Consider the following 14,415-nt stretch of genomic DNA (forward strand, 5'->3'; position numbering starts at 1 on the left):
CGGGGCCGGGAACCCGGGGAATGCCGCGGCCGGCCACGACGCGGCAGGTGCGGTGACAGGGCGTCGGGAGCCCGTACCCCGCTGCTCCCCGGGCCGCAGGGCCCGGAGCGGACCGGCCACCGGGTCCGGGACACGGCGCGCGCCGGACCACGGCCCCCGGGCCCCGGTCACCGGTGGACGCACCCGTGGGCGGGCGTAGCCTGGCCGTAGTGCCCGCGCATCGCGAGCGGCGACGAAGGCGGCGGCATGACCGACCCCCACGGTTTCCTCAGAGCCCATCGCCGACCCGTTCCGGCCCGTCCCGTCCAAGAACGCCTGGACGACTGGAACGAGGTCCACGCGGGGCAGGCCGAACTGCCGCTCGTGTCCGAACAGGCAGGGCGCTGCATGGACTGCGGCATCCCCTTCTGCCACAGCGGCTGCCCCCTGGGAAATCTGATCCCCGAGTGGAACGCGTACGCGCGCAGGGGCGACTGGCGGGCGGCGGCCGAGCGGCTGCACGCGACGAACAACTTCCCGGAGTTCACCGGACGGCTCTGCCCGGCACCGTGCGAGGACGCCTGCGTGCTGTCCATCAACGCCGACCCGGTGACGATCAAGAACGTCGAACAGGCCATCGCCGACCAGATCTGGGCGCGCGGATACGCGGCGCCGCAACCGCCCGCACGGATCGGGGACAGGACCGTCGCCGTCATCGGATCAGGACCCGCCGGACTCGCGGCGGCGCAACAGCTCACCCGCGCGGGCCACACCGTCACCGTCTACGAACGCGCCGACCGCCCCGGCGGGCTGCTGCGCTACGGAATCCCCGCGTTCAAGCTGGACAAGCACCAGCTGGACCGCCGCATCGAGCAGATGCGGGCGGAGGGCACGCGGTTCTGCACGGGAGTGGACGTCGGCGACGCCCTCGACGCCCGCCGGCTCTCGGAGCGGTACGACGCCCTCGTCGTCGCCGTGGGCGCCGCGGGGCAACGGGAACTCCCGGTCCCGGGCCGGGCCCTGCACGGCATCCACCAGGCCATGGACTACCTGACCGCGGCCAACCGGGCCGCCGAGGGGGACAGGGACGTTCCGGAGCCCACCGCCGAGGGCAGACACGTCGTGATCATCGGCGGCGGCGACACCGGATCGGACTGCCTGGGCACCGTGCTGCGCCAGAAGGCCGCCTCGGTGGTACAGCTCGACATCAACCCCGAGCCCGGCGCCCTGCGCCCGGACGACGAACCCTGGCCCGTGTACCCGAAGGTCTACCGCGTCTCCCACGCCCACGAGGAGGCCCGGGAACGCGACGGCACGGACCCGAGGATCTTCGCCTCCGCCACGCTCGGCTTCGACGGCGACCGGTCCGGACACGTGCGCGCGCTGCGCCTGGCGGAGGCGGAGCCCGGGAACCGGAATCCGCGGCCCGGGACGGAACACGTGATACCGGCCGATCTGGTCCTGCTCGCCCTCGGCTTCTTCGGCCCTGAACGGGGCAGCGGCCTGGTGCGCCAGCTCGGCCTCGTGCTCGACGACCGGGGCACCTACGCGCGGACCGCCGCCTTCGAGGCCGTGACCTCCGGTCCGGCGGCTCCTCGGGCCGGGACGAGCGGCGTGTTCGTCGCGGGCGACGCGGGACGCGGCCAGTCCCTCGTCGTGTGGGCCATCGCGGAGGGGCGGTCCGCCGCGGCCGCGGCGGACCGGTACCTGCGCGGTTCCACCGTCCTCCCGGCGCCCGTCGCACCGGACGACCGGCCCCTGGCCGCCTGAGGCGTCGCGCGAAACGGCCCGGAGGGAGGGGCGCACGGCACCTCAGGCGCGCGGGACCGGCACGCTCGGTCGGTTGACGGCGAGCTCGGTCGCGGGCGTCGAAGAACGTGATGCTCAGCCACGGAAGAATGCGCTTTTGCGCCCCCTCGTGCAGGCAGCAGGATGGCCGGGAACCGGCCTACGGGGAGGAATCATGACGTCAGCCATCGAAACGGGCCTGCTGCCCCTCACGGCCGAGGCCCGCCCCGGCGGGCTCGCCGTCGGAGGCGTCCCGCTCCTCGATCTCGCGGAGCGCTTCGGAACCCCGCTGTTCGTCTACGACGAGGAGCACCTGCGCCGCCGCTGCCGGGAGGCGGTCGCCGCCTTCGGCACGGACAACGTCGCCTACGCCTCCAAGGCGTTCCTGTGCACGGCCATGGCTCGACTCGCCCACGAGGAGGGGATGCTGCTCGACGTCGCCTCCGGCGGCGAACTGCGGGTGGCCCTGCACGCGGGCGTACCGGCCGACCGGATCGTGCTGCACGGCAACAACAAGGACGAGACGGAACTGCGCACGGCCATGGCGGCAGGGCTGCGGCACATCGTTGTCGACAGCCTCGACGAGATGGACCGCATCGAGCGGCTGCACGCCGAGGAAGGACTGCCGCCCGCGCCCGTCCAGCTGAGGGTGGCCCCGGGCGTCGCCGCAGGCGCGCACGAGGCGATCCGGACCGGCGGCCACGACTCGAAGTTCGGCTTCGGCCTGGCGGACGGAGCGGCCGCGCACGCCGTACGACGCGCCGCCGAATCCCCGGCGATGATCCTGGAGGGCATCCACGCGCACGTGGGCTCCCAGGTGCTGGACACCGCCGAACTCGCGGCCGGTGCCGCCGCCGTGGCACGGTTCGCGGTGCGGACGGGCACCCGTCGGCTGACCGTCGGCGGCGGCCTCGGCGTCGCCTACGAGGCCGGGCAGAGCGTACCGTCGTTCGCCGACTGGGCCGCCGCGGTGCGGCTCGCCGTCCGGGAGACGGGCTGGACGGGCGAGGTCGCGGTGGAACCGGGGAGGTCCATAGCCGCACGTGCCGGGCTGACCCTGTACCGGGTCGGCACGATCAAGCGGATCGAGGGCGTGCGGACCTACGTCGGTGTCGACGGCGGGATGAGCGACAACCCGCGTCCCGCCCTGTACGGGAGCCGCTACGAGGTGTTCCTGCCCCGCAGCCCGCACGCGCCGCGGCCGTGGCGCGCGCGACTCGTCGGGAAGCACTGCGAGAGCGGCGACGTGATCGTCGACGACGCCGCCCTGCCCGCCGGGACCGCCGTGGGAGACGTCCTGGCCACACCGGTCACCGGCGCCTACGGATACGCCATGGCGTCCAACTACAACAAGCTGCCGCGCCCGGCGGTCGTCTTCGTCCGCGACGGCGGTGCGCGCATCGCGGTGCGCCGCGAGACGGAGGAGGACCTGCTGCGGCTGGACGTCGACGAACCCGTGGAGTCGCCGGAACGGTCCGAGCCGGCAGGGACCGGTGCCGGGAGGGGCACTAGTCTGACCCGATGCTGAACAGTGCCCGACTGCTCGTCCTGCTGGAGATAGCCCGCACGGGCACCATCGTGGCGGCGGGCCGGGCGCTGCACCTGAGCCCGTCCGCGGTCTCGCACCAATTGGCCCGGCTGGAGCAGGAGGTCGGCACCGCACTGGTGGAACGTCAGCCGCAGAGCCTGCGGCTGACGGCGGCCGGGGCACGACTGGCCGAGCACGCGCAGGCCGTCGCCGACCTCATGGCCGTCGCGCAGGACGATCTGCGCGCGCACTCCGAGGGCGAGGCCGGCGTGCTGCGCGTGGGCTTCTTCGCCTCGTCGGGCCTGGAACTGCTGCCGCGGGCCCTGTCCGCCTTCGCGTCCGAGCGGCCACAGGTCGAACTGGAGCTGATCCTGGGACAGCCGCACGAGACGGTGCCCGACCTGGAGGCCGGCCGGCTCGACGCGGCGGTCGTCTTCGAACACCCGCTGGACCCCTGGTGCCGGCATGCGGGCGTCGACGTCGAGATGTTCTTCGACGAACCGCAGCTGGTGGTCCTCCCGCTGGGGCACCGCTTCGGACGGCGCACGACGGTCCGGCTCGCCGCCCTGGAGGGGGAGAGCTGGATCGGGACGCACGGCGGCAGCACCGGTGAACCGGTGCTGGAACGCGCGTGCGCGACCGAGGGATTCCGCCCGCGCATCCGCTGCCGCACCGACCACTACCAGGTCACGGTCAACCTCGCCCGGGCGGGCATGGGCATCGCCCTCGTCCCGGCCCTCGGGCTCGGGGACAGCACGGGCGTCCACGTCTGCCGACTCGACCATCCCCGGCTGCACCGGCGGATCGGGGTCGCCACCCGGCCCACCAACCGCAATCCGCTGCTGCAGATCTTCCTCGCGGAACTGCGGTCGGCGGCCGAGGAGGTCAGCTCGCTGCTTGAGATGCAGTGGTCCTGACGCGGGGCCGCACCCGCCCCGTCACGGGGCGGAGCGGTCGGCACAGGCCGCGAGGGTGCGACCGACGTCCCGCACGGCGTGCACCGCGGCCCGCTCGGCGCGCGGCCCCAGCTCCGTGTCCCAGTGCGCCAGCACCGCGTACGCGATCCGGCGGGCTCCGACGATGACACCGGCGTCGGCACGGACCCCGGTGTCGGTGCCGGTCTTGTTGGCCACCAGCAGCCGGTCGGGCAGCGGATCCGGAAAACCCGGCGCGTACGGGTCGTGATCCACCAGGGCCGGTACCAGCCCGTGGTCGGTGTTGGCGCGCATCCAGCCCAGCAGCCGTGCGGAGGCCGTGGGGGAGACCATCGTGCCGCGCGCCGCGTGCGCCACCAGCCCCGCCAGGTCCCGGGCGGTGCCGGTGGCGAAGACGGGGGGCACGTCCGGGCCCCGGGTGTCGCGGACCTTGTCGTGGAGCACGAGGCGGCCGACCCCGAGCCGCCGCGCCAGCAGGGCCGTGGACTCCCGGCCCACCAGGCGCAGCAACGCGTTGGTGGCGGTGTTGTCGCTGACCGAGGCGGTCAGCCAGGCCAGATCGTCGACGCTCCAGCCGACCCGGCTCATCCGGCGCAGCAGGCCGGTGCCGTCCGCACGGTCCTCGTCGAGAACCTCGACGACCTGGCCGGGTGACAGCTCCCCGCCGTCCAGCCGACGGGACACCTCGGCGAGCAGCAGCAGCTTCGAGGCGGACGCGACGGGCAGGACCACGTCGTCGTCGACCCCCACCGTGCCGCCGCCGTCGATGTCGACGGCGGCGACGGCCAGGGTGAGCGGCAGCGCGGCCGATCGCCGTGCCGCCGCCGCCACCTGTGACAGGCTCATCGGACCCTCACCACTTCCCCCGCCCGCACGGCCGTCGGACGGCCCTCCCTGACCGCGACCCGTCCCGCCACCACCACCGTACCGACGCCCTCCGGCGCCAGCAGCGGACGGTCGAACGTGGCACGGTCGAGCACCGTGTCCGGATCGAACACCACGAGATCCGCCACGGCGCCGTCGCGGACCTCACCGCGACCGGCGAGCCCGAACCGGCGGGCCGGCAGTCCCGACATCTTGTGCACCGCCCGCTCCAGCGGCAGCAGCCGTCGATCGCGGACGTAGTGGCCGAGCACGCGGGCGAAGCTCCCCGCCCAGCGGGGATGCGGGCGGCCCGGCTTGGGGACGCCGTCCGAGCCGATCATCGACAGCGGTCCTGCCAGCACCCGTTGCACGTCGTCCTCGTGCATGGAGTGGCTGATGATGGTCACCTCGCCCCGCTCGGCCAGCAGCAGATCGCAGACGTAGTCGACCGGGTCCACACCCTGCTCGGCGGCGAGGTCGGCGACCCGGCGGCCCTCGGCGTCCGGGCGGGACCGCGCGGACGCCACCGCGATGAGGTCCCAGCCGCCGTTGCCCACGGTGTTCTCCCACCCGGCGACGCCCGTCGCGATGTCCGCCCGGATCCGGTCGCGGACATCGGCGCCTTGCAGCCGTTCCAGCAGCGCGCCGACACCGCCCTCACTCGCCCACGGCGGCAGCATCGCGTGCAGCACGGTGCTGCCCGCGGTGTACGGGTACACGTCGCACAGCACGTCCAGGCCCTCGGCCCGGGCCCGTTCCAGCCGGGGCAGCGTGCGCAGGGTGGCCCCCCAGGCGTGGCGGCCCGCCGTCTTGTGGTGGGAGACCTGGAGCGCGGCGCCGGAACGTGCCGCGATCTCCAGCGCCTCCTCCAGGGCCGATTCCACCTGCGACATCTCGTCGCGCAGATGGGTGACGTAGGGCTTGCCGTGGCGGGCGGCGACCTCGGCCAGCGCGACGATCTCCCCGGTGGCCGCGTAGGTGCCGGGCGGGTAGATCAGCCCGGTGGACAGGCCCGCCGCGCCCTGCCGCAGCGCCCGGTCGAGCAGGGTGCGCATGGCATCCAGTTCGTCGGGGCGCGGCGGACGGTCCTCGAAGCCCATCACCCCGGCGCGCAGGGTGCCATGGCCCACCAGCGAGGCGATGTGGTTGTACCGCAGCGCCGGGTCCTGACCGGCGGCGAACGCGTCGAAGTCCACCGCCGGCCGGATGGGCCCGAGGCCGAAGGTCACCCGGAGGTGTTCGGCGAGGTCCGGCAGCCGTTCCGGGAGCGCGGGGAACAGACTGGTCCCGCAGTTGCCGCAGATCTCCGTGGTGACCCCCTGGAGCAACGGCGCAAGGCGCAGCTCGTCGGCAGGTTCCGCGGCGGCGTCACGGGGCACGGCCAGGGCGTCGGAATGGGTGTGCACGTCGATGAAGCCGGGGGCGACGACGCGACCGGACACATCGAGGACCTCGGCCGCCGCGGCCCGTGTACCGGCCGGGAGCACGGCGATCCGTCCGTCCGCGACCGCGACATCCGCCTCCCGTGCCGGTGCTCCGGTGCCGTCGACGAGTGTTCCGCCGCGCAGCAGCAGGTCGAGTGGGCGGCCCATCACAGCACCGTCGACAGGAAGGCCCGCGTGCGCGCGTGGCGCGGGGCGGTGAACAGGAGTTCCGGGCTGCCGGACTCGACGACGGCGCCCTGGTCCATGAACACGACACGGTCGGCGACCTCGCGGGCGAATCCCATCTCGTGCGTGACCACGACCATCGTCGTGCCCCGGCGGGCCAGATCGCGCATGACGCCCAGGACCTCGCCGACGAGTTCGGGATCGAGGGCGGAGGTCGGTTCGTCGAAGAGCATCAGGGCGGGCTCCATGGCCAGCGCGCGGGCGATCGCCACGCGCTGCTGCTGACCGCCCGACAGCTGCGCCGGGTAGTGGTCCGCCCGATCCGCCAGACCGACCTCGGCCAGCAGATCCAGGGCCTGCTTCCTGGCCTCCGCACGGGACCGGCCCAGCACGGCGACCGGACCCTCCATCACGTTCTGGACCGCGGTGCGGTGCGGGAACAGGTGGAACCGCTGGAACACCATGCCGATCCGCTCGCGCTGACGCCGTACGTCGCGGGGGCGCCGCTCGCGCAGGCGGCCGGACGGGCCGTGCTGTTCGTAGCCGATCAGCTCGCCGTTCATCCACACCCGCCCCGCGTCGATCTGTTCGAGGTGGTTGAAGCAGCGCAGCAACGTCGACTTGCCGGAGCCGGAGGGACCGATGACGCACAGCACCTCACCGCTGCGGACCTCCAGATCGATGCCCTTCAGCACCTCGGCCTCACCGAACCGCTTGCGGACCCCGCGGGCCGCGAGAATCACGTCGTTCATGCCGTCGCTCCCTTCCTGCCCGCACGCCCCGGTCGTAGATCGGCCAAGATCCTGCGCCGCAGCGGCGGGGCGGCCCCCGGGCTGTACCGGCGTTCGACCGCGTGCTGTCCGATGCTGGCGATCGTCGTGAGGACCAGGTACCAGAGGGATGCCACCAGCAGCAGCGCCACCACCTCGAAGTTGGCCAGATAGAGGTGCTGGGACACGGTCATCAGGTCCGATCCGGCGATGACGGACACCAGCGAGGTCGTCTTGAGCATGGAGATGAACTGGTTGCCGAACGGCGGGACGATCACCCGCATCGCCTGCGGAAGCACGACCCGGAACAGGATCTGACGGTTCGACATGCCGAGGGACGCCCCGGCCTCCCGCTGGCCGGGATCCACACTCCCGATACCGGCCCGGACGATCTCCGCCATGTAGGCGCCCTCGTTGATGGAGAGCCCGAGCAGCGCCGCCACGAAGCCGGTGATGACCTGGTTCGACTGCCAGCTGATCAGCTTCGGTCCGTCGAAGGGGACGCCGATGCTGATGACCGGGAACAGCAGGGCGAGGTTGAACCAGAAGATCAGCTGGACCAGCAGGGGGGTGCCCCGGAAGAACCAGGTGTACGCACCGGCCGTGAAGCGCAGCACCGGGCTGTCGGAGAGCTGCATCACCGCGACGACGACGCCGATCACCACACCGAGGGTCATCGAGACGAGGGTGAGCTGGATCGTCACCCACAGTCCCCGCAGGATGACGCCGTCGAACTGGTACTCCGCGACGATGTCCCAGTGCAGGTGGGGGTTGACGATGATGGTGTACGCGATCCACACCGCGAACAGCGCGGCGGCGAGGACCGCCAGCCAGCGCCCCGGCCGGGGGCGGCGGCTCAGCCGGAGCGCGAGGTCGTCGTCCGGTGCCGCCGGGCCGTCCGCCGGCGCGACGGCGGACGTCTTCGGATGGGTCATGTCCGTGCTCACCGCCCGTCGTTGACCGTTGCCTCGGTGACGGCGCTGTCGCCGACGCCCCAGGTGTCGAGGATCTTGCGGTACTCGCCGCTGTCGATCAGCTCCTGCAGGGCCCGGTGCACCGCGTCGCGCAGCCCGGCCTGGTCCTTCGAGACCGCGATGCCCCACGGCGCGGTGCCGTACTGCGTCGGCAGCACCTCGTACGCGCCGCTCTTCTTCTCGGTGAACATCCGGGCGACGGGATAGTCGACGAGGGTGGCGACCGCGCGCCCGCTGTCGATCTGCAGCAGACCGGTCGGCGCGTCCTCGCTCTGCGAGATCCGCATCTTCTCCCCGCACTTGGCGTTCTGCTCCTCGCCGATGCGGAGGTTGGAGCTGCCCTTGGCGAGGACGACGTCCTTCCCGCACAGGTCCGCGAGGGACGTGATGTTCTGCGGGTTGCCCTTCTTCGTCATGATGACGCCGCCGGTCCGGAAGTAGTCGACGAAGTCGACCGCCTGCCGCCGCTGGGGGCTGTCCGTCATGGACGACATGACCAGGTCGAAGCGGCCGGACGCCAGACCGGGTATCAGCCCGTCGAACGCCGCGTTGGTGAGCTCCACCCGCAGCTTCAGCCGACCGGCGACGGCCTTGGCCAGATCGGGGTCGACCCCGGTCAGCCGGGTGGTCCCCGGCTCGTACATCTCCATCGGCGGATACCCCACAGCGGTGGCCACCCTCAGCACCCCCTTCTTCCGGTACGGGTCGGGGAGCAGCTCGGCCGCCGGCCGGCCGTCGGCGGCCCGGGAGGAACTGCCGGACGGGGCGTCGCCCTGGCCGGAACGCCCGCAGGCGGTGGCCGCGAGGGCGACCACGGCCAGGGCTGCCAGACAGCGCAGAGAACGAGGACGTTTCATCAGTTTTCTCCCTCAACGGGGTGGCGGTGCGCCGATGCTGGCAGTAGGGCCCCGGGGAATGGAAGATGATGAAGCCATTCATGCCTGACCATCGAAATCTGTACGGGTCCGCCGCGCTTGCCGGACCCGGTACGGGAATGGGGCATCGCATGCCACGCTCTCCCGGCCGACGTGCCGTGCTGCTGTCGACCGCCGGACTGCTCATGGGCGCCACGGGCTGCGCCGCCACCTCGCGGAGGGCGACGGGACCGTCCGAATCCGCGTCCCCGCCCGGCCCGGCGGCCTCGTCCCCGCCCGCGCCGCTCCCCGCGACCACCGCCTGGCGCCCGAACCGTGACGACGTGGAGCCCGACGTGAAGCTGCGGGCCGTCCAGGTGGTGGAGGCGATCGGCGCGTGGCCCGCCGGGCAGGGCGGTGCCGACGCGGCGAAACGACGGCTGGTCGCGCTCGGGGCCGCGCCCTCGCTGCTGGACCGGGCGGGCCCGATGCGGCCCGCCGCACCCGAGGCCGCCCTCCAGGTGATCGAAGCGCAGTACGGGGGGATCCTCGCGGACACGGCCAGCGTGATGGTGGCGTACCGGCAGTGGACGCCCGGTCATGACGGCGGCACCACCGTCGAGGTCCTGCTCGACCGGGCGCGGCCCCGCTGGGAGGTCACCGAGCTCCGTCCCGGCCGCCCGGGCCCCGCCGCGGTCCCCGTTCCTTCTCGGGCGCGGCAGGTGCTCGACCACCCGCGGATCGGGCTGCCTCCCGCGGCGGAGGCGGACGTCCGCAGCGGGCACATCCGCCCGACCGCGCTGCGGGCCCTGCTGGACCTGGCCGGCACGTACCGGATCGACGTCACGGTGTTGAGCTCCGGGCACCCGCTGTACGTGTTCGGCACCGACCGGCTGAGCGACCACCCACCGGGCCGGGCCTTCGACGTGTGGCGGATCGACGGGCACCCGGTCGTCGACCGGGCGACCTCGCGCCGGCTGATCGAGTCGTTCATGCGGGACGCGGCGGCGGCCGGTTCGTACAACGTCGGCGGACCGCTGCGGCCCTCGGGAGGGGCGACGCCCAACCAGTTCTTCACCGACGACACCCATCACGACCACGTGCACGTGGGGTTCGCCGGCTGATGCGGCCGGTGCCCCGCTCCGCCCGGACCGGGCCAGGAGACCGGCACCCCCCCGGAGTGACGTCGGCCCGAAGGCGACGGCCCGCTCCCGGCGCGCCCGTAAGGTCGCATCATGCGCGTACTCTTCGCCTCGACCCGCGGATCGGGCCACTTCCACCCCCTCGTCCCCCTCATCGACCTGTGCACCGGGCGCGGCGACGACATCCTCGTCGTCGCCCCGCCCGGCCTCGAACCGTTACTGGCGGCCCGTCAGCAGCCGTACCGCATCGGCGCGGAGCCGCCGGACGGCGCACTGTCCGCGACGCTGGGCCGGGTGCTGCGACTGCCCCCGGACGAGAGCGTGTCCCTGATGATCCGGGAGGTGTTCGGCGGGCTCTTCCTCGACGCGATGCTGCCGGCGCTCGACGAGGCGTGCCGCACCTGGCGGCCCGATCTCGTGCTGCACGAGGCATGCGAGTTCGCCTCGGTGATCGCCGCCGAACGCCACGGAGTCCCGCATGCCAGGGTCGCGGTCTCGGCGGCGGAGTTCACGCGCTCCGGCGACGCACTGCTGGACGCCGTGTTCGAGTCGCACGACCGCGGCCTCGCCGACCGGCTCCGGACGTCCCCGTACCTCACCCGCCTGCCCGCCTCCCTGGACCCCTCGCCGTACCCGCGGACCCACCGCTATCACGCGTCCGCACCGTCCGTCCCGGCGCCGGACCGGTGGGACGACGGCGAGGAACCGCTGCTCTACGTCACCCTCGGCACCGAGGCGGGTGCCCTGCCGACGGCCGCCGGACTGTACCGCGCCCTGCTGGACGCCGTGCGCGGACTCCCGGTGCGGGTCCTGCTGACGGTGGGACACGGCACCGACACGACGGACCTGGGACCGATTCCGCGCAACGTCCGGGTGGAGGCATGGGTGCCGCAGGACGACGTCCTGCGCAGCGCCTCCCTGGTCATCTGCCACGGCGGGTCGGGAACGGTGTTCGGCGCCCTGGCGGCCGGTGTCCCCCTGGTCTGCGTCCCGCTCTTCGCCGACCAGCCCGACAACGCGCGGATGGTGGCAGCGGCGGGTGCGGGGGTCGCCGTCGCCCCGACCGGTGCTCCGGCCGACGAGGCGGCGGTGCTCGGCGCCGACGACGTCTCCGGCATCCGGTCCGCCGTCCAACTGCTGCTCAAGGATTCGTCGTACCGGGCGCGGGCCGAGCAGTTGGCCGCCGAGATGCGGTCCGCCGCCGACTGCGCGGAGCTGATCGCCGCCCTCGATCCGACCACCTGAACCGGACGCGCCGGGCGCGGCCCCGTTCGGGCCCGGCACGTCCGTCCGGTGGGGTTCCCGGCGCGCGGGCGCTGCGGCGGCGCGTCGGCGGGCATGGGAAGAGAGTGCCAGCAGTTTCCGAGCCCGTGATCAACCTCGTCCGGCGCACCACCGAGCCCGTCGGGGCGCAGACCCTGCGCTCCACGGCGGCCGCCGTCATCGCCTACGTCGTGGCGGTGTGGACGCTTCCGCATCCCGCCCCCCTCACGGCGCCCCTCACCGCGCTCCTCGTCGTCCAGGTCACCCTCTACGCCACCCTCACCACCGGGATCCGCAGGGTGAACTCGGTCGTCGTCGGCGTGGTCATCGCCAGCGCGTTCAGTTCCCTGGTCGGCCTCAGCTGGTGGAGCCTGGGACTGACGATCTTCGTCTCGCTGATCATCGGACGGCTGGTACGGGTCGACGAGTTCGTGCCCGAGGTGGCGATCAGCGCCATGCTCGTCCTGGGCGTCGCCCAGGTCGCCTCCACGGCGCTGGACCGCGTGCTGGAGACCCTGATCGGCGCGGGTGTGGGACTACTGTTCAACCTGGTCCTCGCGCCACCCGTGTGGGTGCAGACGGCGGGCGCGTCCATCGACAGCCTCGCCCGGTCGATGGCAGTGCTGTTCCGCGCCATCGGCGAGGACGTGCACGGCCACCTCTCCGTCCCCCGGGCGGCCGACCGCCTGCACGAGGCCCGCCGCCTGGACCACGACATCGTCGAGGTCGACGCCTCCCTGCGGCAGGCCGAGGAAGGGCTCACGCTCAATCCGCGGGTCCGGCAGGGGCTGCTCTACCGGGTCGTGCTGCGCACGGGCCTGGACACCCTGGAGATCTGCGCGGTGGTGCTGCGGGTGCTGTCGCGCACCCTGACCGATCTGGCCAAGGCCCGTACCGACGAGTCGCTGTTCCCCACCGACGTGGCCGAGTCCCTGCGGGAGCTGTTCGGGCAGATGGCCGACGCCGTCGAGGCGTTCTCGGCCCTCATCACCACCCCGCTCGCGGAGAACGCCGAGGAGGCGGAGGACCGGCTGGCCCGCGCGCTCGCCGTCGGCCGGGCGACCCGGGACCGGGTGGCCGACCTGCTCCTGGAGAACGTCCAGGAGCGTCCCCGCCAGTGGCAGCTGCACGGCGCCCTGCTCGCCGAGGTCGATCGGATCCTGGACGAACTGGACGTCGACAAACGCACCGAACGGCTGGGCAAGGAACTCGACCGGCGCTCGGGCCAACTGCACGAACGCCATCCCTGGCTGCGCGCCGTGTCCCGGCGGCTGCGGGGCGGACAGGGCTGAGACGGGGCCACCGGCAGGGCCGCGGGCCGGACCCGGCCCGGCGCGAGAACGCGCTCGCCGCCGAGCCCGTCGCTCCCCGTCACCGGCGCTCACCCGGACGGTCGGCCGTATTCACTCCGCTGCTCCCCGTGCCGCGCCGACCCGGCCGGAGCCCGGGAACGCTGGGTCGTGTCGTCGAACGGCAGACGGCAGTGCGACGACACGACCGGACCCACCCACCGCCCCTCGACGAAGAGAGATCAGCATGCCCCCCTCACCCCTCCCCGCCCCGCGGACACGGATAGCCGGGCGCCGCCGCGGGCGGACCGTCGCCGCAGCGCTCGCCACGGCCGCTCTCGTCGCGGTCGCCGTCCCCGCCGCGGCCGACACCGACACCGGCGCCGATCCGGCCGGCACCCGGCCCACCGTGGTGCTGGTGCACGGCGCGTTCGCCGACGCCGCGGGCTGGAAGGGCGTGGCGGAACGGCTCCGCGGCGACGGCTACGAGGTCATGACCCCGGACAACCCGTTGCGCGGGCTCGCCGCGGACTCCGCGCACCTGGCCGAGGTGCTGAAGGGCGTCCGGGGCCCGATCGTGCTGGCCGGCCACTCCTACGGCGGCGCGGTGATAAGCAACGCCGCCGCTGCGAACCCCCGGGTGAAGGCCCTGGTGTTCGTGTCCGCGTTCATGCCCGACAAGGGGGAGTCGCTGAGCGAACTGGGGACGCGGTTCACCGGTTCCGAACTGAACGCGGCCCTGAAGCCCGTGCCGGTCAAGAACGCCGACGGCACCGAGGGCACCGATCTGTACATCCGTGACGACCGGATCCACGAGGTCTACGCGGCGGACCTGCCGACGGACACCGCCGCACCGACGACCGCCGCCCGGCGTCCCCTCGGCGGCGCCGCGCTCATGGACCGGGCGACCGCGGCGGCCTGGCGGAGCATCCCGTCCTGGGCCCTGGTCGCCACCCGGGACAAGGCGATCGCCCCGGATCTGGAACGCTTCCAGGCGAAACGCGCCAAGGCGCACACCGTCGAGGTCGACTCCTCGCACGCGGTGATGGCATCGCACCCCGACGCCGTCGCCGACCTCGTACGGCAGGCGGCCGGCGGCTCGTCCGACACGTCGTCGATGGCCTCGACCGGCATCAGCACCCTGATCGTGGCGGGCCTCGGCGGTCTCGCCGTGCTCACCGTCCTGACCGGCGCGGGAATCCTCGCGGCGAGCCACCGGCGGCGCATCACCGGAGGCGGCACGGGGCCGCTGATCTGACCCCGTGCCGGTACGGCCCGGTCCCGGAATCCGCCCGTCCAGGACCGGGCCGCACCCCGCGCACGCGCCTCCGGCCGCACCTCACGCCCTGGCACGGGCCGACCCCGCCGCGCCTGCGGCGCGCGGGCCGTTCCCGCTGCCGCCCGGCTCAGGAGTACGCG

The 14,415-nt window shown here is 73.5% G+C and carries 12 protein-coding genes; 7 read left to right on the plus strand and 5 right to left on the minus strand.

From position 1 onward, the window contains the following. Positions 1 to 246: 246 nt before the first annotated feature. The 3 genes from ACFC79_RS11150 (at position 247) to ACFC79_RS11160 (ending at position 4,212) form a co-directional block, all read left to right on the plus strand. On the plus strand, positions 247 to 1,749 hold the full coding sequence (locus tag ACFC79_RS11150; RefSeq protein ID WP_376238080.1) for a glutamate synthase subunit beta: 1,503 nt from the start codon (positions 247 to 249) through the stop codon (positions 1,747 to 1,749). Between the two features lie 193 nt (positions 1,750 to 1,942). Continuing rightward, complete coding sequence (gene lysA, locus ACFC79_RS11155; protein ID WP_376238083.1) at positions 1,943 to 3,295, plus strand: diaminopimelate decarboxylase; 1,353 nt, start codon at positions 1,943 to 1,945, stop codon at positions 3,293 to 3,295. Further along, positions 3,289 to 4,212: a LysR family transcriptional regulator gene (locus tag ACFC79_RS11160; protein WP_376238085.1), complete on the plus strand. Its 924-nt coding sequence runs from the start codon at positions 3,289 to 3,291 to the stop codon at positions 4,210 to 4,212. Before lysA ends, ACFC79_RS11160 begins: the two co-directional genes overlap by 7 nt. 21 nt (positions 4,213 to 4,233) lie before the next feature. Here ACFC79_RS11160 and ACFC79_RS11165 read toward each other — a convergent pair whose 3' ends face one another. Genes ACFC79_RS11165 through ACFC79_RS11185 form a run of 5 tightly spaced genes read right to left on the minus strand, consistent with a single transcriptional unit; the run spans position 4,234 to position 9,305 of the window. Next, positions 4,234 to 5,076, minus strand: a complete 843-nt coding sequence (locus tag ACFC79_RS11165) for a serine hydrolase (protein WP_376238088.1) — start codon at positions 5,074 to 5,076, stop codon at positions 4,234 to 4,236. Beyond that, on the minus strand, positions 5,073 to 6,686 hold the full coding sequence (locus ACFC79_RS11170) for an amidohydrolase family protein (RefSeq protein WP_376238090.1): 1,614 nt from the start codon (positions 6,684 to 6,686) through the stop codon (positions 5,073 to 5,075). Before ACFC79_RS11170 ends, ACFC79_RS11165 begins: the two co-directional genes overlap by 4 nt. After that, complete coding sequence (locus tag ACFC79_RS11175; protein ID WP_376238092.1) at positions 6,686 to 7,456, minus strand: amino acid ABC transporter ATP-binding protein; 771 nt, start codon at positions 7,454 to 7,456, stop codon at positions 6,686 to 6,688. The genes ACFC79_RS11170 and ACFC79_RS11175 overlap by 1 nt, the downstream gene beginning before the upstream one ends. After that, positions 7,453 to 8,409: an amino acid ABC transporter permease gene (locus ACFC79_RS11180; RefSeq protein ID WP_376238095.1), complete on the minus strand. Its 957-nt coding sequence runs from the start codon at positions 8,407 to 8,409 to the stop codon at positions 7,453 to 7,455. The genes ACFC79_RS11175 and ACFC79_RS11180 overlap by 4 nt, the downstream gene beginning before the upstream one ends. Positions 8,410 to 8,417: 8 nt before the next feature. After that, positions 8,418 to 9,305: an ABC transporter substrate-binding protein gene (locus ACFC79_RS11185; RefSeq protein WP_376238097.1), complete on the minus strand. Its 888-nt coding sequence runs from the start codon at positions 9,303 to 9,305 to the stop codon at positions 8,418 to 8,420. A gap of 149 nt (positions 9,306 to 9,454) precedes the next feature. Between ACFC79_RS11185 and ACFC79_RS11190 the strand changes: the two genes are divergently transcribed. The 4 genes from ACFC79_RS11190 (at position 9,455) to ACFC79_RS11205 (ending at position 14,254) form a co-directional block, all read left to right on the plus strand. Continuing rightward, the gene (locus ACFC79_RS11190) at positions 9,455 to 10,426 is read left to right on the plus strand and encodes a hypothetical protein (protein ID WP_376238100.1); all 972 of its coding nucleotides are present in this window, start codon (positions 9,455 to 9,457) and stop codon (positions 10,424 to 10,426) included. A 111-nt stretch (positions 10,427 to 10,537) separates the two neighbouring features. Then, a complete protein-coding gene (locus ACFC79_RS11195; protein WP_376238103.1) occupies positions 10,538 to 11,689 on the plus strand; it encodes a glycosyltransferase in 1,152 nt (383 codons plus the stop codon). 104 nt (positions 11,690 to 11,793) lie between these two features. Continuing rightward, on the plus strand, positions 11,794 to 12,999 hold the full coding sequence (locus tag ACFC79_RS11200) for an aromatic acid exporter family protein (protein ID WP_376238106.1): 1,206 nt from the start codon (positions 11,794 to 11,796) through the stop codon (positions 12,997 to 12,999). Between the two features lie 244 nt (positions 13,000 to 13,243). Continuing rightward, the gene (locus ACFC79_RS11205; protein WP_376238109.1) at positions 13,244 to 14,254 is read left to right on the plus strand and encodes an alpha/beta fold hydrolase; all 1,011 of its coding nucleotides are present in this window, start codon (positions 13,244 to 13,246) and stop codon (positions 14,252 to 14,254) included. The last annotated feature ends 161 nt before the right edge of the window (positions 14,255 to 14,415 follow it).

Source organism: Streptomyces sp. NPDC056061 (genome assembly GCF_042266885.1).
Classification (GTDB): Bacteria; Actinomycetota; Actinomycetes; order Streptomycetales; family Streptomycetaceae; genus Streptomyces.